This window comes from Burkholderia sp. YIM B11467 (assembly GCF_052952715.1).
In genome coordinates, this window is sequence record NZ_JBQVSQ010000020.1 from 40951 (window position 1) to 63112 (window position 22162).

Below are 22162 nucleotides of genomic sequence, written 5' to 3' on the forward strand. Positions count from 1 at the left end.
GCACGGTCGACCGGACGTTCCGCGGGCATCGCGGTCGCGCGCACGCCGCGGCGCCGGCTACCGCATCACGGTGCCCGCGCTGTCGAGCACGAAGTCGACGCAGAACACGACGAGCCGGCTCTGCGCGCGGATCGCGACGGCGGCCGTATAACAATCGCGGCCTTCCGTCAGCGAGAAGTGCGGGCCCATCAGCGCGACGCGCCCGGGGGCGGCGATCGCGCGCTGGAAGTACGGGCGCCGCGACCAGTTGCTGTGGGTTTCCGGAAAGAGCGGCGCGAGGCGGGCGACGTTCGGCTGGCCGTCGTCGGACCGCGCACCGATCGACGGCAGGAACTGCTCGCCGATCTCGTCGGTGACGAACACGCGGCGCGCGGCCGGCACCGCGAACACGCGTTGCGCGGCGTCCTGCAGGCTGCCGCTCGCGGAGAACGCGGCCGCGCCGGCGAGCACGAGCCGCTCGATCGCGTCGAAGCCCGGCTGTTCGGCGATGACCGGCGTGTGCCGGCGGGCGATGAAGCGCTGCCACGCGGCATCGAGCATTGCGGGTGCCGCCGCGCTCGCGTTAGCGATCGACATATCGGGCTGGCCGAACTGGAAGCCCTGCACGAAATCGATGTCGGCCTCCATCAGCGACTGCAACGCGTCGTCGCTTTCGACGCCCTCGGCAAGCACCATTGCGCCGGCCTGGTGCAGCATCGACACGAGGTGATGCATGATGCGCCGATCGTCGGCCGACCCGGTCGAGCGCTCGACCAGCGAACGATCCAGCTTGACGATGTCGGGTCGCGCACGCCACACGCGGTCGAAGTTCGAGAAGCCCGTGCCGAAATCGTCGATCGCGATCAGGAAGTCGCGATGCTGGATCATGTCGATCGTACGGGCGAGCGCGGCTTCGTCGCGTGACGGCTGTTCGACGACTTCCAGCACGATCCGGTTCGGCGTCAGCGCGAAATGCCGGCACAGCGCCTCGACGAACTCGCGCTGCACGAGGCCCGAATCAAGCACGCGCGGCGTCACGTTCAGGAACAGCCAGCCGTCGCCGATGCCCTGCGCGACGAAGTTGGCCGTGTGCAGGCAGCGTGCGAGCCGATCGAGCAGCAGCGCATCGGCGTCGCCGCGTGTCTTGTCGAACAGCGCGGTGGGCGAGACCAGCGCGCCGTTTGCGTCGACGACGCGCAGCAGCGCCTCGTAACCGACGACGCGCTTGTGCGTGATCGACAGCACGGGCTGGAACACGCTGCGCAGCGTCGTGGTGCGATAAGTGGCGAGCCAGCCGCTGGGCGTCGGCGTGAGGCGTTCGAGCAGGGATTCGAGGGATAGGTCGCGGGCGGGCTTCATGTCAACGGTGCCCAGGGGCGAGCGGCGGGGCTGCGTCGCGCCGCCACGCTGAAGCCGTCGCACGCGAACGTGGACGCGAAAGAACGTGGGGCATCGTGACCGCCTTCTGCGGATGAGTGTTCGAAGTGTAACTGGAATGCGGTGGCCCGCGTATCAGGGAAATTCCAGACGCACCCGGTGCGCGGCTGCGGCCAGGCCGGCGCCGGCATGCAGCGGGTTTCGGCCACGTGCGCGCGTCACCGTCAGAAGAATGCCGGCACGCCGCCGGCGAACAGTCTTTGCTCGGCCGCCGGCGCGCACCGTGAGGCGGGCGGCCGCGCGCGCCCGAATCTTCAGGTCGCTTCGCCGCTTCGCGGCCCGAGACCGGGAATCCGCTTGATCGCACCGGTCGCGAGCGCGGTGCCGACGAGCACGATCGCGCAGCCCTCGATCATCACGGCTGTCACGTGTTCGCCGAGGAACAGCGCGCCCCACAGCAGGCCGAACACGGGGATCACGAACGTCACGGTAATCGCACGGGCGGGGCCGACGTGCGCGATCAGGTAGAAGAAGATGAAATACGCGATGCCCGTGCATGCGACGCCGAGGCTGAGCACGGCGCCCCATGCGTGCGCGCTGACCGGCGCGGCCGGCCAGGTGGCGATCGCGAACGGCAGCAGCAGGATGGTCGAGCCGATCATGCTGCCGGCCGCGTTGACGAGCGGATCGACGCCGCTGAGCTTGCGCTTCGTGTAATTGGCCGCGATGCCGTACAGCAGCGTCGCGCCGAGCGCGGCGGCGGCGGCGAGTGCGGTCGCGCTGGCGCCCGTGTCGCCGTGCGCATTCGCGATCTGGTTCCACACGAGCGTGAGCACGCCGGCAAAACCGATCACGAGACCGAGCGCGCGCGGCAGCGACAGCTTGTCCTTCAGCCACAGGTACGCCACGAGCGCGCCCCAGAGCGGCGTCGTCGCGTTGATCACCGACGTCAGGCCGGCCGACAGCGTCAGTTCGGCGAACGCGAACAGGCAGAACGGAATACCCGAGTTCAGCGCGCCGACGACAAACAACGGCCACGCATGACCACGCAGCCGGGCGCCGAGATCGGCGGGTTTGAAGCGCGTCAGCGCGAAGCCCGTGAGAAACAGCGCGCCGATGCCCACGCGCAGCGCCATCAGCGGCGCGACGCCGAAATCGACGACGCCGACCCGGATGAACAGGAACGACGCGCCCCACAGGGCAGCGAGTACGGTCAGCAGAATGGCGTTCTTGGGCGACATCGATCGAGGGGGCGGAGGAGGACGGGATGCGGAGAATCTTACACCCCGTTACCTCGCCGTCGTTTCACGATTCGATGAAACGACAAGAAACGGGAATTTCGCCGGCTGACGGCGGCGCGGCCCGCTCAGTGATGGCGCCAGCCGCCGCGTCCGCCGAAGCCGAAATTGAGCGATAGCGCCGGTCCCCAATAACCGCCCCACGCGGGCGCATACGCAGGCGCCGGGTAGTAGTAGACGGGGCCCGGATCGGCGTACACGGGCGCCGGCTGTACCGGTGCGGCCGTGTAATAGCCGCCAGGATAATAACCGTACGGGTAGTAGCAACCGGCGAGCGTCGCGCAGGCGAGCACCGCTGCGGCGAGGGTCCTGTTCATGATGTCTCTCCGGCGGAGCCGGCAATCGGCAGATGCTTAAGCTTAGGCCGCGCACCGATGACACGGTGTGCAAAACGGTAACGGATCATTTCCGGGCGCGCTGTCGCGCGCATCGCGGCGCCGCATGCGAAAACGGCGCTTCCGCACTGCGGAAACGCCGTCCGGCCGACTTTCGCGGCGCGTGGCCGGCTTACTTGCCGACCTGGTTACCGATGATGCCGCCGGCCGCCGCGCCGCCCAGCGTCGACAGCGCACTGCCGCCGATCGCCGCGCCGGCGACGCCGCCGACACCCGCACCGATTGCCGTGTCACGCTGGCGCCTCGACATCGAATCGCAGGCCGACAAACTGGCCACCGTCGCAACGAGGAGCGCACATACCCCAATACGCCGAATCGAGTTCATGATCGTTGTCCTTGTGGTAGTGAATGGAGGACGCGCGACCGGTTGGCGGCCACGCATGAACCCAATCTACGCGCCGCTCCGCGACGCTGCTGTAAGGACTTGTTAAGGCGCTCGCGGTTTCGTAATCAATTGTTTCCCGTGGGTGCGCAGGGACGCGACATGCGCAAAAAAGCCCGCTCGAGAGCGGGCTTCGTGCATCGCGATGCGTTTCCGGTGCGGATCGCCGCGTTCGCTTACTGACGGTGATAGATCTCGGCGCCGGTCTTGACGAACTCGACCGCCTTGACTTCCATCCCCTTCTTCAGCGCTTCGGATTCCGACACACCCTGCTGCGCGGCGAATTCACGCACGTCCTGCGTGATCTTCATCGAGCAGAAGTGCGGGCCGCACATCGAGCAGAAGTGCGCGACCTTCGCCGAATCCTTCGGCAGCGTCTCGTCGTGGAATTCGCGCGCCTTGTCCGGATCGAGACCGATGTTGAACTGGTCTTCCCAGCGGAACTCGAAACGTGCCTTCGACAGCGCGTTGTCGCGCACTTGTGCGCCCGGGTGACCCTTCGCGAGGTCGGCGGCGTGCGCGGCGAGCTTGTACGTGATGATGCCTTCCTTCACGTCGTCCTTGTTCGGCAGGCCGAGGTGCTCCTTCGGCGTCACGTAGCACAGCATCGCGGTGCCGAACCAGCCGATCATCGCGGCGCCGATGCCCGACGTGATGTGGTCGTAGCCCGGCGCGATGTCGGTCGTCAGCGGTCCGAGCGTGTAGAACGGCGCTTCCTTGCACCAGTCGAGCTGGAGATCCATGTTCTCCTTGATCAACTGCATCGGCACGTGGCCGGGGCCTTCGATCATCACCTGCACGTCGTGCTTCCACGCGATCTGCGTGAGTTCGCCGAGCGTCTTCAGTTCGCCGAGCTGCGCTTCGTCGTTCGCGTCGTAGATCGAGCCGGGACGCAGGCCGTCTCCGAGCGAGAAGCTCACGTCGTACGCCTTCATGATCTCGCAGATCTCTTCGAAGTGTTCGTACAGGAAGCTTTCCTTGTGATGCGCGAGGCACCACTTCGCCATGATCGAGCCGCCGCGCGACACGATGCCGGTCATCCGGTTCGCGGTGAGCGGCACGTACTGCAGGCGCACGCCCGCGTGGATCGTGAAGTAGTCGACGCCTTGCTCGGCCTGCTCGATCAGCGTGTCGCGGAAGATTTCCCAGGTCAGGTCCTCGGCCTTGCCGTTGACCTTTTCCAGCGCCTGGTAGATCGGCACCGTGCCGATCGGCACCGGGCTGTTGCGGATGATCCACTCGCGCGTTTCATGGATGTGTTTGCCGGTCGACAGATCCATCACCGTGTCGCCGCCCCAGCGGATCGCCCACGTCATCTTGTCGACTTCCTCGCCGATCGACGACGTGACGGCCGAGTTGCCGATGTTCGCGTTGATCTTCACGAGGAAGTTGCGGCCGATGATCATCGGCTCGGATTCCGGGTGGTTGATGTTCGCGGGGATGATCGCGCGGCCGCGCGCGATTTCGTCGCGCACGAATTCGGGCGTGATCTCGGCCAGCGCGTTCGCGCCGAAGGCCGCGGCGCCGAACGCCTGGCCCGGGTGCTGGCGGCCCATCATCGCGGCGAGCTTCGCGCCGTTCGGGCCGCTCGACTTCAGGCTTTCGAGGTACTCGGCGCGGCGCTGGTTCTCGCGGATCGCGATGTATTCCATTTCCGGCGTGATGATGCCCTGGCGCGCGTAGTGCATCTGCGTGACGTTCTTGCCGGCCTGCGCGCGGCGCGGGTTGCGGTGCAGGCCCGGGAAACGCAGGTCGGCGGTGGCCGGGTCGGCCGCGCGCTCGAGGCCGTAGCGGCTCGACAGGCTGGAGAGCCCTTCGGTGTCGCCGCGCGCTTCGATCCAGCCCTGGCGCAGCGCGGGCAGGCCCGCGCGGATGTCGATCTTGGCTTCCGGATCGGTGTAGGGGCCCGACGTGTCGTACACGTAGATCGGCGGATTCTTTTCGCCGCCGAAGCCGGTGGGCGTGTCGGCCTGCGTGATTTCGCGCATCGGCACGCGGATGTCGGGCTGCGAGCCGGTTACATAAACCTTTCGCGAATTCGGCAGCGGCGCGACAGCGGCGGCGTCGACATGAGCGTCGGCGGACAGAAACTTCGGATTGGCGTTCATGCAATCTCCTGTGTGAGCGCCGGACAGGCGCGTCGGCGCTTGCCCGGAGCCCTTGACGTATGTGGGGCTCGAGCTAAGCAGGAGACGAGGCTTGGTGAGGCGGCGGATTTCGTCAGAAGGATGGCGGCGAAATCCGTACGCTTCCCTGCGCTGGCATTATCCAGATCAGGTTCAAAGGGTATTTCTCACCCGCAATGCCGGTTGTTTGACCGAACGCATTGCAGGACCCCCGCGTTAGCAAGGGCACACGATACACCGGGTTTGCGGCGGTTTCAACCGGGCGTACAGTGGTTATCCCGGTGCAGCCGCAACATGGCGGGCGGCGCGGCAGGCCGGGTGCACCGCAGCACATGCCTTTGCCGTTCGGTCCGGCACCCCGATCGGCGGCGGCCGAGCGGCGCAGCATGACGGGTTGTCCGGCCAGCATAAAAAATATTTTCAGAGCGGCTGTCATTTCCCGCGACGTCGTCCGTCTATTCGGCTCCTTAAACCCATGTTTCGGAGAGATGTCATGAAAAACGTACTGATTGCCGCTTGCGTCGCCGCTCTTGCCACGATTGCAACGGGCGCCTATGCGCAGAACGATGCGATGTCGAAGGACGGCACGTCGATGTCGAAGGACGCGATGGGCCACGACGCGATGGCGAAGGATGGCGCGATGAAGAAGGACGGCATGAAGAAGCACGCGATGAAGAAGGACGCCATGAAGAAAGACGCGATGGGCCACGACGCGATGTCGAAGGGCGACGCGATGAAGAAGGACGCAATGAGCCCGTCGAACTGACGGATGCGCGCGGGGCGCGGCCAGCCGGCTGCACGCGCGCATCGCGTCCCGTCGCAGCACCCCTGGAGTCTTCATCATGCAAACCGTTCCCGCAACGGATCGCGCGCCCGCGACGCCACCCGCGCGCCCGATCCATCCGCCATGGGTGCGCGTGAGCCACTGGCTCAACGCGCTCGCGGCGATCCTGATGGCGCTGTCCGGCTGGCGCATCTACGACGCGTCGCCGATCTATCCGTCGTTCACGTTCGCGCACGGCATCACGATCGGCGGCTGGCTCGGCGGCGCGCTGCAATGGCATTTCGCGGCGATGTGGCTGCTGGTCGCCAACGGGCTGTTCTACCTCGCGATGTCGATCGCGACGGGGCGCTTCGCGCGCAAGATGCTGCCCGTCACGCCGGCGTCCGTGTGGCGCGACGTGCGCGCCGCGCTGGGCGGGCGGCTGTCGCACAACGACCTGAGCGTCTACAACGCGGTGCAGCGTGCCGCGTACCTGACCGCGATCGTCGATCTCGTCGTGCTGGTGCTGTCGGGGCTCACGATCTGGAAGTCCGTGCAATTCCCGCTGCTGCGCGAACTGTTCGGCGGCTATGACAATGCGCGCGTCGTGCATTTCTGGGCGATGTCGCTGCTCGTCGCATTCTTTGTCGTTCATGTCGCGATGGCGCTGCTGGTGCCGCGCTCGTTGCTCGCGATGCTGCGCGGCCGCTGACCCGCACGCCGCGGGCTAAGGAAATCATCATGTCGGAATCCGAAAACAGGCGCGGCGACCCGCGCTGGACGCTCGACCGGAAGTCGCTCGAACTCGATGTGCGCCGCGAGCTCGAGATGCCGTCGCGGCGCCTCTTCAACCGGCGCGTGCTGACGCTCGGTGGCCTGACGATGCTCACCGGCTGCACGCTGCAGGATGACGCATCGGTCAACACGTTCCTCGAGACAGTATCGCGCATGAACGATCGCGTGCAGGCCTGGCTGTTCAGCGGCGAACGGCTCGCGCCGACCTACACCGAAGCCGATATCACGCGGCCGTTCCCGTTCAACGCGTTTTACGCGATCGACGACGTGCCGCACGTCGATGCGTCGACGTATCGGCTCGTGCTGTCCGGCCGCGTGACGGGCAAGCGCGTGTGGACGCTCGACGAGCTGTATGCGCTGCCGCACGCGGAACAGATCACGCGGCATATCTGCGTGGAAGGGTGGAGTGCGATCGGCCGCTGGGGCGGCACGCCGTTCGGCGCGTTTCTCGCGCGCGTCGGTGCCGACACACGGGCGAAATACGTCGGCTTCAAGTGCGCGGACGATTACTACGAGAGCATCGACATGCCGACCGCGCTGCATCCGCAGACGCTGCTCGCGTTCGACTACGACGGCCAGCGGCTGCCGCCGGAATTCGGTTTCCCGATGAAGCTGCGGATGCCGACCAAGCTCGGCTACAAGAACCCGAAGCACATCATGGAAATCTTCGTGACCGATACGTATCCGGGCGGCTACTGGGTCGATCAGGGGTACAACTGGTTCGGCGGATCGTGAGCGGCGCGCGTGACGCGCTCACGCGTCACACCGATTCGCGCACCTGGAGATCGACGCGCAGGCCGACTGCCGCCGCCATGTTCACGAGCGCGTCGAGCCCGAACAGGTTGATCTTGCCGCGCAGCAGGTCGGAGACGCGCGGCTGCGTGACACCCAACTGCTTCGCCGCCTGGGCCTGGCTGAGCTCGAGTTGCGCGATGCGCTGCTTGAGCGCGATCATCAGTTCGGAGCGCAGCTTCATGTTCTCGGCTTCGGCCGGCTGGCCTTCGATTGCGTCCCAGACGTTGGTGTAGCGTTCATTGGTCATCGTTTCAACTCCATCATCAGCGTGCGATAACGCCGGGCGGCCAGGTCGATATCGGGTTTGCTCGTGCGTGCCGATTGCTTCCGGAAACAGTGCAGCACGTAGACGGCATCGGCGAATGTCGCGACGTAGACGATCCGGAACGCGCCGCTCGCATCGCGCAGGCGAATTTCCCGCACGCCGACGCCGATGGTGCGCATCGGCTTCCAGTCGTCGGGCGCGAAGCCGCGCTGTACCTGGTCGATCTGGTGGCCGGCGTCGCGTCGCGCGGGCAGTGGAAAGCCACGAAGATCGTCAAGCGCGCTGCCGACGAAAACAACCGGCTTCGGCGGAAGGATGGTTGGATTATACAAAATTTTGTATGGATGGTGCGGGTTTCGAATGGAGGTTGTGGACCGCTGGAAGAGGGCGTGTCGACCGTCACGATAAGCGCGAAGTAGCGGCCGGCGCGCATGATTGGCCGTCAGGCCGATGGTGGGTTCGAGCGGGGCGGATTGCGATGGATTGCGTGTGGAATCGGCACCGACGCCGGCAACGCGCGCGCGTTGCGAATCCGGCCCCGGATTTCACCGGCCCGCCGACCGGAAGCCCGCCAGCCGGATAATGTCGCGCCGAAACATCAGTCCCTATCCTTTCAGACAGGTCTGACGATGCTTTCGAATCCTTGATGCCATAATGCCGAGCGTGCGCAGCCGAAACGGTTGCGCGCGTTTTTTTTGTCCCTCTGCCGCCGCTTGCCGGTTCTCTTTCGTCGCCGTTCGCACTGCCATGTCGTTCCGCACGTTCGCTCTGCCTTCCCGGTCCCGTCAGGACCGTTTGCCGGCATTGCCGGCGTTTTTCAGCGGGGCACGCGGCGCGACGTGCGGGCGGGTCACACGATGACGCCGCTCGACCGCCTCCTCGATTTCCTCGCCCGCTTTTCGTTCCGGATCCGCCTGCCGCAAAGCCGCGGCGGCCGCGTCGCGCTGGCGCTCGTGTTCATCTATTTCGTCTGGGGTTCGACCTACAGCGGCCTGCATTTCGCGCTGCAGTCGTTCCCGCCGCTGCTGCTGTCGGGGATGCGCAACCTGCTCGGCGGGATCGGCCTGTTCATCTTCGCGCTGCGGCGCAAGCCCGAATGGCCGACGTTGCTGGAGATCCGCAATGCGGGGATCGTCGGCACGATGCTCGTCGCGCTGTCGTCCGGCACGATCGCGCTCGGGATCAGCTCGGTCAGCAGCGGCTCGGCCGCGGTGATGGTCGCGACGGTGCCGTTGTTCGCGACCGTGATCGCGGCGGTCGCCGGGCGGCCGGTGACGAAGGGCGAGTGGGCGGCCATCGCGCTCGGGATGGTCGGCATCGTCGTGCTGAATTCGGGCGGCGCAGCGGCGCAGAATTCGGCGCTCGGCACGATCTGCATTCTGGCTGGTGCGCTGTTCTGGGCGGGCGGCGCGCACCTCGCGACGCGGCTCAAGCTGCCGTCCGACCTGTTTCTGTCGACGTCGCTGCAGATCGGCCTCGGCGGCCTGATTTCGACGCTCGTTGCATGGCTGATCGGCGAACGCATCGAACACGTGATGGCCGGGCCGGTGTTCGCGTTCCTGTACCTGATGGTGTTCTGCACGATGGCCGCGTACGTCGCATACGGCTACCTGATCCGTCACACGAGCCCGATCATCGCGAGCAGCTGCATGTATGTGAACCCGATCGTCGCGGTCGCGCTCGGTGCGCTGCTGCTCGGCGAACCGGTGACGATGGCGACCGTGGTCGCGACCGTCGCGATCCTCGGCAGCGTCGGGCTGTCGTTCCTGTTCGATCCGGCCCGCCGGCCCGCGGCGCGCGCGGCGGCCGCCAGTGCGCCGGCGGCGGCGACCGTAGCGGCCGCGTCGGCAGCGGATGTTTCGTCGGCGCCCGAGCAGATCGCGATACCGGATGCGGCGCCCATCCTGACGCCTTCTGCCGTCCCGCTCGCCGTGCCGACCCCGGCTGCCGTGATGGATCCTGCTGCCGTGATCGACCCTGCACAGGCGTTCGCGCTGCCGCCCGCCGACGAACCGGCCGCACCCCGCGCCGACGCGTGACGCCGCGGTGGCCGGTGGCGCTCAGCCGTGCCGGCCGCCTCGATGGTGGGACCAGCCGGCCAGCGCGGTGAACAGCAGCCCGGCCGCGCACATGCCGATCCAGCCGAACGCGTGCCATGCGGCGACGCCGGCCGACGAACCGAGTGCGCCGCCGATGAAATAACACACCATGAACACCGTGTTGACGCGGCTGCGCGCCTCGGGCTTCAGCGCATAAATGCGCGACTGGTTCGAGATCTGCGCGGCCTGCACGCCGACATCCAGCACGATCACGCCGATCACGAGCCCGACGAGGCTCGAACCCGACAGCGCGAAGATCACGAAAGACAGCGCGAGCAGCGCGATCGCGAGCGAGATGATCGCGCGCGGGCCGCGCTTGTCCGCGAAGCGGCCCGCGTACGGCGCCGCGAGCGCGCCCGCCGCGCCGACGATCCCGAACAGGCCGGCCGCCTGCGGGCCGAGATGGAACGGCGCGCCGGCGAGCAGCAACGTGAGCACGGGCCAGAACGCGCTGAACGCCGCGAACAGCGCGGCGCCCGTCAGCGAGGCCTCGCGCAGCCCGCGCAGTTCGACTGCCAGATGCCACATCGAACCGAGCAGCTTGCCGTACGGCAGCGTCGACGTCGGCGAGCTGCGCGGCAGCCGCAGCACGATCACGGCGGCGAGCGCGACGAGCGCCGCGACCGACGCCGCGAACACCGCGCGCCAGCCGAAATACTCGGCGACGAAACCGGCGGCCGTGCGCGCGAGCAGGATGCCGAGCAGCAGGCCGCTCATCACGGTGCCGACCGCGTGTCCGCGTTCGGCCGGCGGCGCGATTTCGGCGGCGAACGGCACGGCCTGTTGCGCGATGGTCGCGAGCACGCCGATCGCGAGGCTTGCGACGGCGAGCACGGCCAGCGACGGCGCGGTGGCCGCGACGATCAGTGCGACCGACAGGCCGGCGATCTGCATCAGGATCAGCCCGCGGCGGTCGAACCGGTCGCCGAGCGGCGCGAGCAGGAACATGCCGGCCGCATAACCGAGCTGCGTGGCGGTCGGCACCGCGCCGATCCAGGACGCGCCGTCGGGAAAGGTTGCGCGGAAGCTGTCGAGCAGCGGCTGGTTGTAGTAGATGTTCGCGACCGATACGCCTGCGATCGTCGCGAGCAGCAACAGCAGGCTGCGCGAGTAGTGGGGCGAGGCGGCGTCGGTCGGGCGGTCGGTGGAAGCGGTGGACATGGCAGCGCGGGCGGAGTTGGACGGCGCGGCGTGCGGCGCACGCGTAGGGTGCGCCGGTGGGCCGGTTGCCGGTCGAGGCTGCCGATCATACCGGAGCACCGTGAATCCTGCCGGGCAGGCAGCGAGCCGGCAAACCGGCACGACCCGCCGGCCGCCGCCTTCATCGTGCGTGCTTTACGCCATCAGTCGACCAGCTCGCCCGTCGGTTCATAGAACGGATACGGCCCGGCGCCTTCGTCCACATACACGTGGTGCGACGTCATTCCCGTCTCCGGCGCATAACGATGCACCGCGAACGCTGGCGGTTCGAGCCGGAACGCGGACGGCGCATCGGCCCGCAGGTCGAATGCGACCTGGTGCGCGGGCGCCGGCACCGCCGACGCGAGCGTGCCGCCGAAACGCGTGAACATCGTGCGGTGCACGTGGCCGCACAGCACGCGCTCGACGTTCGGATAACCGCGCAGCAGCGCGTCGAGTTTCGCGGCGGCGGTGGGTGCGAGACGCAGCGCATCCATGTGGCCGATCCCCGACACGAACGGCGGGTGATGCAGCGCGACGATCACCGGGCGATCGCGCGCGGCGTCGAGCTGCGCGGCGAGCCATCCGAGCCGTGCGTCGCACAGGTCGCCGTGGCTCGCGCCGGGCACCTGCGAGTCGAGCGCGAGCACGCGCACCGCGCCGAGGTCGAGCGCGTACTGCACGAATTCGCCGTCCTGCAGTTCGGCGCGATCGGCGAACGCGCGGCGCAGCCCGGCGCGGTCGTCGTGATTGCCGATCATCAGGTAGTACGGAATCTCGAGCGGCGCGAGCAGGTCGCGCAGGTGCGCATATTCCTCGTCGTGGCCGAAGTCGGTCAGGTCGCCGGTGACGAGCACGGCATCGGGGCGTGGCTCGAGCGCGTTCAGCTTCGCGATGCAGCGCGCGAGCGCGGCCGCCGTGTCGACGCGCCGGTACGCGAGCTGGCCCGGACGCTTGACGTGGAGATCGCTGATTTGAGCAAGCAGCATCGTCGTTCCTCGGAATCGTCTGGTTATTGTGGGGGCGGCGTCGTGCGCCGCGGTGGGGTGGTGCATGGGTGATGCCTGAGTATGACTTGGGTGTTGCCTGATTGTTGCATCACGCGCCGAGCGCGATCAGGCCTTCCGGTGCGATCGTCAGGCCCACCGCGGTGCCGTGCGCGAGCGCGATGCGGCCCGGTACGTCGATCACGAGCGCGTCGGGTGCCGCGTGCTCGATCGTGAGCCGCGTGCGCTCGCCGAGGAACGCGCACGCACCGACCGCGCCGCGCAGCGGCGCATGCGCGGGATCGGCGAGTTGCGCGTCCTCGGGGCGGAAGAACCACTCGTCGGCGGCATGCGGCGTGACGATCGCGCCGCCCGTCGTCACGAGCTTGCCATCACGCCATTGTCCCGCGAGCCGGTTCAGCGTGCCGATGAACTGCGCGACCGTGCGGTTCGCCGGCCGGTAGTAGATGTCGCGCGGCGTGCCGATCTGTTCGATGCGGCCCGCACCCATCACGACGATCCGGTCGCCGAGCTCCATCGCTTCGGCCTGGTCGTGCGTCACGTAGACCGTCGTCACACCGAGCTCGCGCAGCAGCGCATTCATCTCGCGACGCAGCACGTCGCGCAGTTTTGCGTCGAGCGCGGTCAGCGGTTCGTCGAGCAGCAGCACGCGCGGCCGCACGGCCAGCGCGCGAGCCAGCGCGACGCGCTGGCGCTGGCCGCCCGACAGCTGATCGACCGGTTTGTCCGCGTGCGCGTCGAGCCGCATCATCGCGAGCAGCTCGTCGACGCGTTCGCGCAGCGCGCGCGGTTCGGTCTTGCGGATCTTCAGCCCGTAACCGACGTTGCCGCGCACCGTCAGGTTCGGAAACAGCGCGTAGTTCTGGAACACCATGCCGACCTGCCGGCGCTCGATCGGCAGCGACGTCACGTCGTCGTTGCCGAACGCGATCGTGCCGCCGGCATCCGGCGTGTCGAGGCCCGCGATCAGGCGCAGCGTCGTCGTCTTGCCGCAGCCCGATGGCCCGAGCAGCACGAGCGTTTCGCCCGCGCCGATCGACAGGTCGAGCGGTTCGAGCACGCGCGTGCCGCGGAACGTCTTCGCGCAGCCGGTCAGGGTGATGGGAGTGGAATCGAGTTTCATGAGAGCGGAAGAGTCAGCGCGGGCGGCGCTTGAGTGCGCGCGTGCCGGACGGGTCGACGCCGAGCCACTGCATCGCGACGAGGAGCGGCAGCGTCATCAGCAGGAACAGGATCGTGTACGCGCTGCCGACTTCGAGACGCAACGATGCATAGGTGTCGGCGAGCCCGACGGGCAGCGTCTTGGTGTCGGGCGTATGCAGCATCCACGTGAGGTTGAATTCGCCGATCGACAGCGTGAGCACCGCGAGCGCACCCGCGACGATGCCGGGGCGCAGATTCGGCAGCACGATCGTGACGAAGCGCGTGACGAACGATGCGCCGAGGCTCGCCGCGCCTTCCTCGAGCGTGCGCAGGTCGGCGCCGGCCGCGACCGCCGCGACCGCGCGCACCATGAACGGCAGCGTGAACACGACATGGCCGACGACGATGAACCACAGGCTCATCCGGAACGTGGTGAAGCCGCCGTAGACGACCAGCAGCGCGAGCGCCGACGCGAGGCCGGGCAGCGCCACCGGCAGCACGAGCGCTTCCTCGATCGCGCGCGCGATGCGGCTCTTGCTGCGCGCGAGCGCATAACCGGCCGGCACGCCGACGACGAGCACGATCGCGAGCGTCGCGAACGCGACGTAAAGCGACAGCGCGACCGAGCCGTGATACTGCTGCCAAACCTGTTCGAGCCAGCGCAGCGTGAGGCCGCTCGAGATTCCGCGGAAATAGTTGACGGTCAGGCCCGCGAGCACCGACATCACGACGGGCACGATCAGGAACGCGCACAGCAGCAGCGTGACGCCCCATTGCAGCGCGGCGATCGCGCGCGCGCCGGTGACGCGCGGCGCGCGGCGCGCTACGCCGTTCGCGTGCGCGGGAGCGGGCGCCGGCGACGGCGCGGAAGAGCCGGAAAGCGATTGCATGAAGGAATCCTCAGGCCGCGGCGGCGGCGGTGTGGCCCGTGAACCGGCGCGCAAGCGCGAGCACGGCCCAGGTGACGATGCCGAGCACGATCGACAGGCCGGCCGCTGTCGCGATGTTCGCGTTCAGTGTGAACTCGGTATAGATCGTCATCGGCAGCACGTTCAGGTCGGTGGCCAGCGTGAACGCGGTGCCGAATGCGCCCATCGCGGTCGCGAAGCAGATCGCGCCGGCCGCGATCAGGCCCGGCGCGAGCGCGGGCAGCACGATGTCGAGAAAGATGCGCCACGGCGATGCGCCGAGTGAACGCGCGGCTTCCTCAAGCGACGCGTCGAGCTTCGACGCGGCCGCGATCACGGTGACGATCACGCGCGGAATCGAGAAGTACAGGTAGCCGACGAACAGCCCCGCGACCGAATACGCGAATACCCACTTGTCGCCCGTGAGTTTCGCGGACAGCATGCCGATCAGCCCCTGGCGCCCGGCGAGCATGATCACCATGAAGCCGACGACGACGCCCGGGAACGCGAGCGGGAACGTGAGCAGCGCGAGCAGCACGCGTTTGCCCGCGAAGTCGCGGCGCGCGAGCAGCAGGCCGGAGATCGTCGACAGCGCGAGCGTCGCGAGCGTGACGCCGGCGGACAGCGCGACGGTCTCGCCGAGACTCTTCATGTAGCGCGCATTGCCGAGCAGTGCCGCGTACTGCGAGAAGAACGCGCCGTCGGCGGACACCTGCACGAGCGCCGCCATCGGCAGCAGCCAGAACGCGGCGAACACCGCGAGCGCCGGCGCGACGAGCGCGACGCGCCAGCGCAGCGGGAAAGTCAGATCGAGCATCGATTGCGTTCCGCCGCTTACTGCATCACCTGCAGGTACTGCTGGCCGAATGCCTGCTGGCCGGCCGCCATCTTGCCGAAGTCGACCGACTTGGCGCGCGCGTATTCGCTCGCCGGCAGGAACTTCGCGGCGACGTCGGCGCCGAGCGTCTGCGCGCGCACCGGGCGCAGGTACGCGTTGGCCCACAGCTTCTGGCCTTCGTCCGACAGCACGAAGTCGAGCACCTTCTTGCCGTTCGCATCGTGCGGCGCGCCCTTCACGAGGCTCATCACGTACGGCACGGCGATCGTGCCTTCCTTCGGAATCACGAACTCGACGTTCGCGTTGTCCTTGTACTTCGCGCGGTACGCGTCGAAATCGTAGTCGAGCAGGATCGGAATCTCGCCGGACAGCACGCGCGCATACGCGGTCTGCTTCGGCACGATCGGCGCGTTCGCCTTCAGCTTGCGGAACCAGTCGAGTGCCGGCTTGAAGTTGTCGAGGCTGCCGCCGAGCGCTTGGTTGACCGCGACCGCGCCCGCATAACCGACGAATGCGCTCGACGGATCGAGATAACCGACCATGCCCTTGTATTCAGGCTTCAGCAGATCGGCCCACGAGCGCGGCACCGGCTTGCCGTCGAGTGCGTCCTTGTTCACGAAGAAGCCGAGCGTGCCCGAGTGGATCGCGAACCAGTAGCCTTGCGGGTCCTTCAGGTTCGCGGGAATGTCGTTCCAGTGCGCGGGCTTGTACGGCGCGATCACGCCCTTGTCCTTCGCCTGGAAGGCCGACGACACGCCGAGGTAGACGACGTCGGCCACCGGGCTCTTCTGCTCGGCGATCAGCTGCGCGATCGCCTGGCCCGAGTTCTTGTTGTCGAACGGCACGCGGATGCCGGTCTTCTGCTTGATCGCCGCGATCTGCGCGGCCCAGTCGGCCCATTCGGGCGGGCAGTTGTAGCAGATCGCCGATTCGTCGGCGTGAGCGGCGGGCGCGCCCGCGATGAGCGCGGCGCAGGCGAGCGGCGCGGCGAGCGCGCGCAGCAGCGAGGTCAGGCGAAAGGACACGGTAGGTCTCCGGGCGAGTGTGTGGCGCTGGGGTGGTGTGGTTGTCGGGGGGCGTGCTGGCGGGGCGTGCGTATTCAGGCCTTGCGCAATTGCAGGTCGGTGGCCGGCGGCGCGACCGTCGCACCGTCGCGCACCACGTGCGGCAGGATCAGCGACGTGCGTTCGATCGTCGCGCCGCCGATGCATTCGACGAGACGCTGCCATGCGTGGCGGCCGATGTCGCGGTTCGGTGTCGCGACGCTCGCGAGCGGCGGCGCGAGCAATTCGCCGATCGCGATCCCGTCGAAGCCGAGCACCGACAGGTCGTCCGGGATCGAGAAGCCCGCGCGGCGCAGGCCGCGCATCACGACCATCGCGAGCAGGTCGTTGCTGCAGAAGAGGGCGGTCGGGCGGGTCGCCTGGGCGGTGAGATGCGCGAGCACCGCGTCGGGCAGCTCGGGCGCGTTGAAGTCGACTTCGACCGGCGGCAGCGTGGCAACGCCGCTTTCCTCGAGGGCCTGCGCGTAACCGAGATGACGCTGGCGTGCGCGATCCGATGCGGCGAGCGAGCCGGCCAGCATCAGCACGCGACGGTGGCCGCGCGCGGTCAGCAGCCGCACGCCGTCGTACGCGGCGCGACGGTTGTCGACCGACACCGACGGGCGGCGTTGCGTGTCGTTGTGCATCAGCACGTAATGCGGGCCGTCGCGATCGAGCATGTCGAGCAGCGGGTGCGTGTCCGCATCGGCGACGGTGAGGATCAAGCCTTCGACGCGCTGCTCGCGCAGCGTCTCGATCGCGTGACGCTCGCGCGCCGCGTCGTACTCGGTCGTCATCAGGATCAGCTTGAAGCCGGCCGCGGTCGCGAGCTCGTCGATACCTTGCAGGCAGTCGGCGAACACGGGGTTCGACAGCGTCGGCACGACGACGCCGACGAGCCGCGTGCGTTCGCCGCGCAGTTGCCGGCCGAGCGGGCTCGGGCGGAATTGCAGCGTGTCGATCGCGGTGCGGATCGTTTGCAGCGTGGCGGGGCTGACGGTATGCGGGGCGTTGATCGCACGCGAGACGGTGGCGATCGAGAAGCCCGCAAGGGCAGCGACATCCTTGATGGTCGAGGTCATTAAATAACGCGATGTAAACGTTTTCGGCAGGGAAAATTATCGAAAACGTTTGTGACTTCGCGATGACGCACGAGCAGGGAAGGCCCGAAAGGGCGCGAACGGAATCGTGTGAAGGATCGGAGGGCAACGCCGCTGTCGATTGTATCGGCGAAAGCGACCGCGTGCGCGATTCCGTCGTCGGAACGCGTGGTGCCCCGTCGCGCACATGTCTGCGCGACGGGGCAATCGGACGCGATCAGGCTCGACGGCGACGCGCGCGCCGCCGGCGGTTGACGTTACAGCGCGACGAACAGCATGCCGTGCGGGTCCTGAAGAGCGGATGCGTTGCCGACACTCGTCGCGATGGGTGTCAGATGGCCCGACTTCGTATCCAGCTTCATCACCTGACCCTGGCCGGCACTGTAGGCGTCGCCTTGCGAGAACGATGCGTCGACGCGGTAGGTCGTGTTGCTGGCGTCGGTGAACAACATGAAGGTCTTGCCTTGCGGTCCCGGCGCGGGCACCCAGCGCGTATCGTCGACCGGATAGATGGGGCCGTCCTTGTCGTTGAAGAGCGTGAGCGTCAATACGCTGACAGTCTGGCTTGCGCCCGGGTTATGGAGGAACACCAGCTTGCCGTCGGCCTGGCTGTCGAGCACGAGATCGCCGGCGGAATCGATCGCCTCGGAATCGGGGTCCGTCAGGCTCAGTGTCACCGACTGATTGAAAGTCGGATTCGGCGATCCGCCGACGGACGGCGTCAGGTCGGTGGCCTGCGCGTTGCCGGCAAGCACGGGCGCGACGTCGAACGTCGTGCCGTTTGCATTCAGCGTGAGCTGGTCGACCGTCGGTGCGACGGTGCCGGGTGTCGTCGGGTTCGATGCGCTCACATAGATGTTCCCGTTGAGCAACTGCATGTCGTCGAAGCCGCCGCCGTGTGCGGTCGGATTGACGGTCGGCGCGTAGGTTTTCTGCGTGCCGGCCTTGAGGTCGATGATCGTCAGTTCGGGATTGCCGTCCTCGTTGGCCATCGCCCACAGCGTGTTCGTATCGGCGCGAGCCATCAGTCCATCGACGTGGCCCGGCACCGTATACGTCTTGAGCACGTTGCCGCTCAGGTCGTATTGCACGACGTCGTTGGTCAGGCCCGGCACGGAGCCGTCCTTTACGTCGCCGGCTTTCTGATAGCCGATGAAGACCGTGTTGTTGAACTGGACGATCGAGTCGGGCTTGTCGCTGGACGTGGGCGCTTTCGCGAATACGGTCAACGTATAGCCGGACGCGGTGGCGGTGTTCGGTACGGCCGCGGTATTGGTCGGCGCGACACCGGGCGTGGAGGTTGCGTCGTCGCCGCCGCAGGCGGCAAGAAAGACCGATGCTGACATGACGGTTAACAGGGGCTTTCTTAACATTATGTTTTCCTAACTGAATGGATCGTGCGGGATAAGCGAAATGTGCGTATTACCGTCTGTTACGGGCAACGCGGGTCAGGCTATGCCGCGTATATTTCCATTCGGTGACAAACTTCGCGACCCCGCTGCGATTGCCCGAAAGCATTGCTGGCGCTAGCACGGCGAAGCTTAAGGCAGGATTAAGGGGATCGCTCGAATCGTGCGGAACGGCGGATATTCAATGAATTCGGCGCGATAACGTGAGCAGCATGTGCGAGTCGATATCAAGCAAACCTTAATATCGTCGCGCGACGAATGAAAGGTTGGATGTTGAATAACGGTATCGATCCGGCCGGTACGCGGAGATCATCATGCGTTCGAGATTCGACGGCGGGCGTAGTACGGCAGCGGGCATGGGTGGCCGGGGCGTCGACGGTGAAATCGGGTGCCCACGACCGGGAGGGGCCTGACAGGGTCAAATGCGGAAGATCTGGCCGGGCAGTGGTAGAATCCGGTCCGCCCTCTTGCCGGGGTGATGAAATTGGTAAACATAGCGGACTTAAACACGATTGAGTGCCCGGTCGGAAACGGTCGGTGCAGAACCCTTCAAATTCGGTGAAACCCCTGATGCACGCATCGAGGCAACGCCGAGCCAAGCCTCGCGGTATCCGCGAGGAAGGTGTAGAGACTAGACGGGGGGCGCCTAAGGCGCATGGGCAGCGGTCACGCCCGCGCGCGACGGTGAAGGCATAGTCCAGCGCACGAACGGCATCGCGCACGCGACGCCGGCTTCGAAAGAAGCAGTGTGACGAAAATCCGCCGCCTTAATTGGCTTGCCGGTTCAAGTCCGGTCCCCGGCACCACGAACGCTTCCATGCGATTCCATGAAGGTCCGAAAACCCGCGAGAGATCGAGCGCTCGCGGGTTTTTTGTTTTTGCGGTGTTGCATCGGACGTGATGATCCTTCTCGACGCGCGACGCAGCGATTCATACCTCGCTCATGCGTTCGCCAACACAGCCGATCAACCTCGATCGGCACCGGAAGACGGCATACGCAACGTATCGATCAACGCACGCAGCCCGCCCGACACGTGCCGATGACCGGGGTAATACAGACACAGCCCCGGCATGACCGGACACCAGTCGATCAACGCGCGTTCGAGACGTCCGTCGCGCAGCGCATCGTGGACGAGATGATCCGGTACGAACGCGACTCCGATGCCGTCGATCGCGGCATCGACCATCAGCGGCTGATCGGTCAGCGTGAGCGGGCCGCCGACATTCACCGTTTCGACGACGCCGCGACGCTCGAACTCCCAGCGATAGATCGCGCCGCTGTCGAAGCGAAAGCGGATGCAGTCGTGCCCGTGCAGATCCTGCGGCACCTCGGGGCGCCCGCGCGCGGCGAAATAGGCCGGCGAAGCAACTACGGCGAAGCGCACCGGCTCGGACACGCGCACCGCGATCATGTCTTGCGGCACGGCCTCGGCCAGCCGGATCCCCGCATCGAATCCGCCGGCCACGATGTCGCCGAGCTTCCCGTCCGTCACGATGTCGAGGTGGACCTGCGGGTAGTCGCGCAGAAAACCCGCGAGCACCGGTTTCAGCACCATGCGGATCGCGCCTTCGCTGGCGTTGATGCGCACAGTGCCGCTGGGTGTGTCGCGCAACCCGTCGACCGCGAGCATCGCCTCCGCAACTGAAGAGATCGCGGGGCGGAGCTTTTCGACGAGTCGTTCGCCGGCATCCGTCAGCGACACGCTGCGTGTCGTGCGGTTGAACAGGCGAACGCCCAGACGCTGCTCGAGGCTCTTGATCGAATGACTGACCGCCGACGGCGTGACGTCGAGCTCGATCGACGCCGCGCGAAAACTGAGGTGCGTCGCCGCGGCGAGGAACACATTGAGCGAGAACAGATCGCCGCTTTTCAATTGATGAGCTGAATTCATCGTGACATAAAGATTGGCGAGATTGTCATGATAATGCGCCTTTTCTAGACTAGGGCCTTCGTCATCGCAAGCACCGGCCGCCGTGGCAAAGACATCGCGGCGACAGGTGCCGACGGACTGGGCGATGAACACTATGGTCGGATGAACAAGGAGCAGGCAATGAAGATGAAGGCGATCGTGATGACCGGCGCCAATCGGCCCTGGGAAGTTTGGGAAGTGCCGGTTCCGCAAGCCGGGCCGGGGCAGGTGCTGGTGAAGGTCCACGCGTCCGGCATGTGTTACACGGACGTCTGGGCGACGCAGGGCTACGGCGGCGACATTTACCCGCAAACGCCAGGCCATGAGGTGGTCGGGGAAGTGGTCGAAGTCGGCGCCGGTGTGCATGCGCGAAGGGTGGGCGACCGGATCGGCACGACCTGGGTGCAGTCCGCGTGCGGTCGCTGCGCGTACTGTCGCGAACATCGTCCGCTGTCCGGCCAGACGGCCGTGAACTGCGACGCGCCGCGGACCACCGGGTTCGCATCTCAGGGCGGGCATGCGGAGTACATCGCGGTGGCGGCCGAGGGGACGGTGCTGTTGCCCGACGGGCTGGCCTATGTCGATGCCGCGCCGATGATGTGCGCCGGCTACACGACGTGGAGCGGCCTGCGTGATGCGGCGCCGCAACCGCACGAGAAGGTCGCCGTGCTCGGGATCGGCGGCTTGGGACACGTGGCGCTGCAATTGTCCCGGGCGTGCGGTTTCGAGACCATCGCGATCACGCATTCCGCGGACAAACGCGACCTGGCGACCCGGCTGGGCGCGGACCAGGTCGTGGCAAACGGTGCGGAACTGCGCGATCTGGGTGGCGCGGACGTGCTGCTGGTCACGACCAACGAGTTCAGTACTGCAGAGGAAGCGATGGCCGGCTTGCGCGTCGACGGCCGGGTGATCCTCTGCGGGCTCGATTTCACCAAGCCGTTCTCGATCGCGTCGCGGAGCAAGCCGTTCCACATGATGCGTCAGCAGGTAATCGGATCGACCCACGGCGGTCTGCGTTACCTGAGCGAGGTGCTGGACCTCGCCGCCAAAGGCAAGGTCAAACCGATCGTCGAAACATTTGCGCTGGACGAGGCCACCGAAGCATACGGTCGCCTCGCGTCGGGGAAGATGCGTTTTCGCGGCGTATTCACGCCCGCACAAGGCAGCTGAAACTGAAAGTCGCCGGGTGGGTGCGGGGGGGCGTTCACCCGGCAAGCGCGTTCGACCGGTTTGCCGAGCTCGGCATTCGCGCGGTTCCCGTCGATCGACCGGGCTCGTCTTCGATCGACATCCCACTGACGTTGGTTGTCGCCCGATTAAGCGTGGGTCGCTGGCGCGGCCCGCCCCC

The 22162-nt window shown here is 66.9% G+C and carries 21 protein-coding genes and 1 riboswitch; of the genes, 5 read left to right on the forward strand and 16 right to left on the reverse strand.

Features of this window, described 5'->3' with window-relative positions:
* Positions 1–57: 57 nt before the first annotated feature.
* From ACTRWB_RS36885 to thiC, 5 genes are all read right to left on the reverse strand, one after another.
* Positions 58–1338, reverse strand: a complete 1281-nt coding sequence (locus ACTRWB_RS36885; RefSeq protein WP_446904804.1) for an EAL domain-containing protein — start codon at positions 1336–1338, stop codon at positions 58–60.
* Between the two features lie 332 nt (positions 1339–1670).
* Positions 1671–2597 carry a DMT family transporter gene (locus ACTRWB_RS36890; RefSeq protein WP_446904805.1) on the reverse strand — a complete coding sequence of 309 codons (927 nt, stop codon included), beginning with the start codon at positions 2595–2597 and terminating at the stop codon, positions 1671–1673.
* A 125-nt stretch (positions 2598–2722) separates the two neighbouring features.
* Positions 2723–2971 (reverse strand): hypothetical protein, encoded by a 249-nt coding sequence (locus tag ACTRWB_RS36895; RefSeq protein ID WP_446904806.1) that lies wholly within the window; start codon positions 2969–2971, stop codon positions 2723–2725.
* 190 nt (positions 2972–3161) lie between these two features.
* Positions 3162–3374 (reverse strand): glycine zipper 2TM domain-containing protein, encoded by a 213-nt coding sequence (locus tag ACTRWB_RS36900; RefSeq protein ID WP_048251306.1) that lies wholly within the window; start codon positions 3372–3374, stop codon positions 3162–3164.
* Between the two features lie 233 nt (positions 3375–3607).
* A complete protein-coding gene (gene thiC, locus ACTRWB_RS36905) occupies positions 3608–5539 on the reverse strand; it encodes a phosphomethylpyrimidine synthase ThiC (protein WP_446904807.1) in 1932 nt (643 codons plus the stop codon).
* Positions 5540–5663: 124 nt separating this feature from the next.
* A riboswitch (TPP riboswitch) is annotated at positions 5664–5780 on the reverse strand.
* Positions 5781–6050: 270 nt separating this feature from the next.
* Between thiC and ACTRWB_RS36910 the strand changes: the two genes are divergently transcribed.
* From ACTRWB_RS36910 to ACTRWB_RS36920, 3 genes are all read left to right on the forward strand, one after another.
* Positions 6051–6323: a pentapeptide MXKDX repeat protein gene (locus ACTRWB_RS36910; RefSeq protein WP_048251308.1), complete on the forward strand. Its 273-nt coding sequence runs from the start codon at positions 6051–6053 to the stop codon at positions 6321–6323.
* Between the two features lie 76 nt (positions 6324–6399).
* A complete protein-coding gene (locus ACTRWB_RS36915; RefSeq protein WP_343491695.1) occupies positions 6400–7032 on the forward strand; it encodes a cytochrome b/b6 domain-containing protein in 633 nt (210 codons plus the stop codon).
* A gap of 29 nt (positions 7033–7061) precedes the next feature.
* Positions 7062–7850: a molybdopterin-dependent oxidoreductase gene (locus tag ACTRWB_RS36920; protein ID WP_343491694.1), complete on the forward strand. Its 789-nt coding sequence runs from the start codon at positions 7062–7064 to the stop codon at positions 7848–7850.
* Positions 7851–7875: 25 nt separating this feature from the next.
* Here ACTRWB_RS36920 and ACTRWB_RS36925 read toward each other — a convergent pair whose 3' ends face one another.
* Both ACTRWB_RS36925 and ACTRWB_RS36930 read right to left on the reverse strand, forming a co-directional pair.
* Positions 7876–8157, reverse strand: coding sequence for a helix-turn-helix domain-containing protein (locus ACTRWB_RS36925; RefSeq protein ID WP_446904808.1), 282 nt, complete (start codon positions 8155–8157; stop codon positions 7876–7878).
* Positions 8154–8507 (reverse strand): type II toxin-antitoxin system RelE/ParE family toxin, encoded by a 354-nt coding sequence (locus ACTRWB_RS36930; RefSeq protein WP_129514152.1) that lies wholly within the window; start codon positions 8505–8507, stop codon positions 8154–8156. The genes ACTRWB_RS36925 and ACTRWB_RS36930 overlap by 4 nt, the downstream gene beginning before the upstream one ends.
* Positions 8508–9032: 525 nt before the next feature.
* On the opposite strand from ACTRWB_RS36930, the gene ACTRWB_RS36935 reads away from it, so the two are divergent.
* Complete coding sequence (locus tag ACTRWB_RS36935; RefSeq protein WP_446904809.1) at positions 9033–10214, forward strand: EamA family transporter; 1182 nt, start codon at positions 9033–9035, stop codon at positions 10212–10214.
* 21 nt (positions 10215–10235) lie between these two features.
* Here ACTRWB_RS36935 and ACTRWB_RS36940 read toward each other — a convergent pair whose 3' ends face one another.
* The 9 genes from ACTRWB_RS36940 to ACTRWB_RS36980 form a co-directional block, all read right to left on the reverse strand.
* Positions 10236–11435, reverse strand: coding sequence for an MFS transporter (locus ACTRWB_RS36940; protein ID WP_129514154.1), 1200 nt, complete (start codon positions 11433–11435; stop codon positions 10236–10238).
* 182 nt (positions 11436–11617) lie between these two features.
* Positions 11618–12442 carry a phosphodiesterase gene (locus ACTRWB_RS36945; protein WP_446904810.1) on the reverse strand — a complete coding sequence of 275 codons (825 nt, stop codon included), beginning with the start codon at positions 12440–12442 and terminating at the stop codon, positions 11618–11620.
* A 109-nt stretch (positions 12443–12551) separates the two neighbouring features.
* Positions 12552–13583, reverse strand: a complete 1032-nt coding sequence (locus ACTRWB_RS36950; RefSeq protein ID WP_129514156.1) for an ABC transporter ATP-binding protein — start codon at positions 13581–13583, stop codon at positions 12552–12554.
* A gap of 13 nt (positions 13584–13596) precedes the next feature.
* The gene (locus ACTRWB_RS36955; protein ID WP_446904811.1) at positions 13597–14493 is read right to left on the reverse strand and encodes an ABC transporter permease; all 897 of its coding nucleotides are present in this window, start codon (positions 14491–14493) and stop codon (positions 13597–13599) included.
* 10 nt (positions 14494–14503) lie between these two features.
* Complete coding sequence (locus tag ACTRWB_RS36960; protein ID WP_446904812.1) at positions 14504–15328, reverse strand: ABC transporter permease; 825 nt, start codon at positions 15326–15328, stop codon at positions 14504–14506.
* A gap of 17 nt (positions 15329–15345) precedes the next feature.
* Positions 15346–16374, reverse strand: coding sequence for an ABC transporter substrate-binding protein (locus ACTRWB_RS36965; RefSeq protein ID WP_193097985.1), 1029 nt, complete (start codon positions 16372–16374; stop codon positions 15346–15348).
* A 74-nt stretch (positions 16375–16448) separates the two neighbouring features.
* The gene (locus tag ACTRWB_RS36970) at positions 16449–17474 is read right to left on the reverse strand and encodes a LacI family DNA-binding transcriptional regulator (RefSeq protein ID WP_129514160.1); all 1026 of its coding nucleotides are present in this window, start codon (positions 17472–17474) and stop codon (positions 16449–16451) included.
* Positions 17475–17749: 275 nt separating this feature from the next.
* Positions 17750–18838 (reverse strand): hypothetical protein, encoded by a 1089-nt coding sequence (locus tag ACTRWB_RS36975; protein WP_446904813.1) that lies wholly within the window; start codon positions 18836–18838, stop codon positions 17750–17752.
* Between the two features lie 1028 nt (positions 18839–19866).
* Positions 19867–21024: a LysR family transcriptional regulator gene (locus ACTRWB_RS36980; RefSeq protein WP_446904814.1), complete on the reverse strand. Its 1158-nt coding sequence runs from the start codon at positions 21022–21024 to the stop codon at positions 19867–19869.
* Between ACTRWB_RS36980 and ACTRWB_RS36985 the strand changes: the two genes are divergently transcribed.
* On the forward strand, positions 20953–21984 hold the full coding sequence (locus ACTRWB_RS36985) for an alcohol dehydrogenase catalytic domain-containing protein (protein WP_446904815.1): 1032 nt from the start codon (positions 20953–20955) through the stop codon (positions 21982–21984). The two genes, ACTRWB_RS36980 and ACTRWB_RS36985, sit on opposite strands and share 72 nt — an antisense overlap.
* Positions 21985–22162: the final 178 nt, after the last annotated feature.

What these genes read in the sequence shown, in the direction of transcription:
- ACTRWB_RS36885 (WP_446904804.1), bottom strand. Translation starts at nt 1,338, where the DNA reads ATGAAGCCCGCCCGCGACCTATCCCTCGAATCCCTGCTCGAACGCCTC.
- ACTRWB_RS36890 (WP_446904805.1), bottom strand. Translation starts at nt 2,597, where the DNA reads ATGTCGCCCAAGAACGCCATTCTGCTGACCGTACTCGCTGCCCTGTGG.
- ACTRWB_RS36895 (WP_446904806.1), bottom strand. Translation starts at nt 2,971, where the DNA reads ATGAACAGGACCCTCGCCGCAGCGGTGCTCGCCTGCGCGACGCTCGCC.
- ACTRWB_RS36900 (WP_048251306.1), bottom strand. Translation starts at nt 3,374, where the DNA reads ATGAACTCGATTCGGCGTATTGGGGTATGTGCGCTCCTCGTTGCGACG.
- thiC (WP_446904807.1), bottom strand. Translation starts at nt 5,539, where the DNA reads ATGAACGCCAATCCGAAGTTTCTGTCCGCCGACGCTCATGTCGACGCC.
- ACTRWB_RS36910 (WP_048251308.1), top strand. Translation starts at nt 6,051, where the DNA reads ATGAAAAACGTACTGATTGCCGCTTGCGTCGCCGCTCTTGCCACGATT.
- ACTRWB_RS36915 (WP_343491695.1), top strand. Translation starts at nt 6,400, where the DNA reads ATGCAAACCGTTCCCGCAACGGATCGCGCGCCCGCGACGCCACCCGCG.
- ACTRWB_RS36920 (WP_343491694.1), top strand. Translation starts at nt 7,062, where the DNA reads ATGTCGGAATCCGAAAACAGGCGCGGCGACCCGCGCTGGACGCTCGAC.
- ACTRWB_RS36925 (WP_446904808.1), bottom strand. Translation starts at nt 8,157, where the DNA reads ATGACCAATGAACGCTACACCAACGTCTGGGACGCAATCGAAGGCCAG.
- ACTRWB_RS36935 (WP_446904809.1), top strand. Translation starts at nt 9,033, where the DNA reads ATGACGCCGCTCGACCGCCTCCTCGATTTCCTCGCCCGCTTTTCGTTC.
- ACTRWB_RS36940 (WP_129514154.1), bottom strand. Translation starts at nt 11,435, where the DNA reads ATGTCCACCGCTTCCACCGACCGCCCGACCGACGCCGCCTCGCCCCAC.
- ACTRWB_RS36945 (WP_446904810.1), bottom strand. Translation starts at nt 12,442, where the DNA reads ATGCTGCTTGCTCAAATCAGCGATCTCCACGTCAAGCGTCCGGGCCAG.
- ACTRWB_RS36950 (WP_129514156.1), bottom strand. Translation starts at nt 13,583, where the DNA reads ATGAAACTCGATTCCACTCCCATCACCCTGACCGGCTGCGCGAAGACG.
- ACTRWB_RS36955 (WP_446904811.1), bottom strand. Translation starts at nt 14,493, where the DNA reads ATGCAATCGCTTTCCGGCTCTTCCGCGCCGTCGCCGGCGCCCGCTCCC.
- ACTRWB_RS36960 (WP_446904812.1), bottom strand. Translation starts at nt 15,328, where the DNA reads ATGCTCGATCTGACTTTCCCGCTGCGCTGGCGCGTCGCGCTCGTCGCG.
- ACTRWB_RS36970 (WP_129514160.1), bottom strand. Translation starts at nt 17,474, where the DNA reads ATGACCTCGACCATCAAGGATGTCGCTGCCCTTGCGGGCTTCTCGATC.
- ACTRWB_RS36975 (WP_446904813.1), bottom strand. Translation starts at nt 18,838, where the DNA reads ATGTCAGCATCGGTCTTTCTTGCCGCCTGCGGCGGCGACGACGCAACC.
- ACTRWB_RS36985 (WP_446904815.1), top strand. Translation starts at nt 20,953, where the DNA reads ATGAAGATGAAGGCGATCGTGATGACCGGCGCCAATCGGCCCTGGGAA.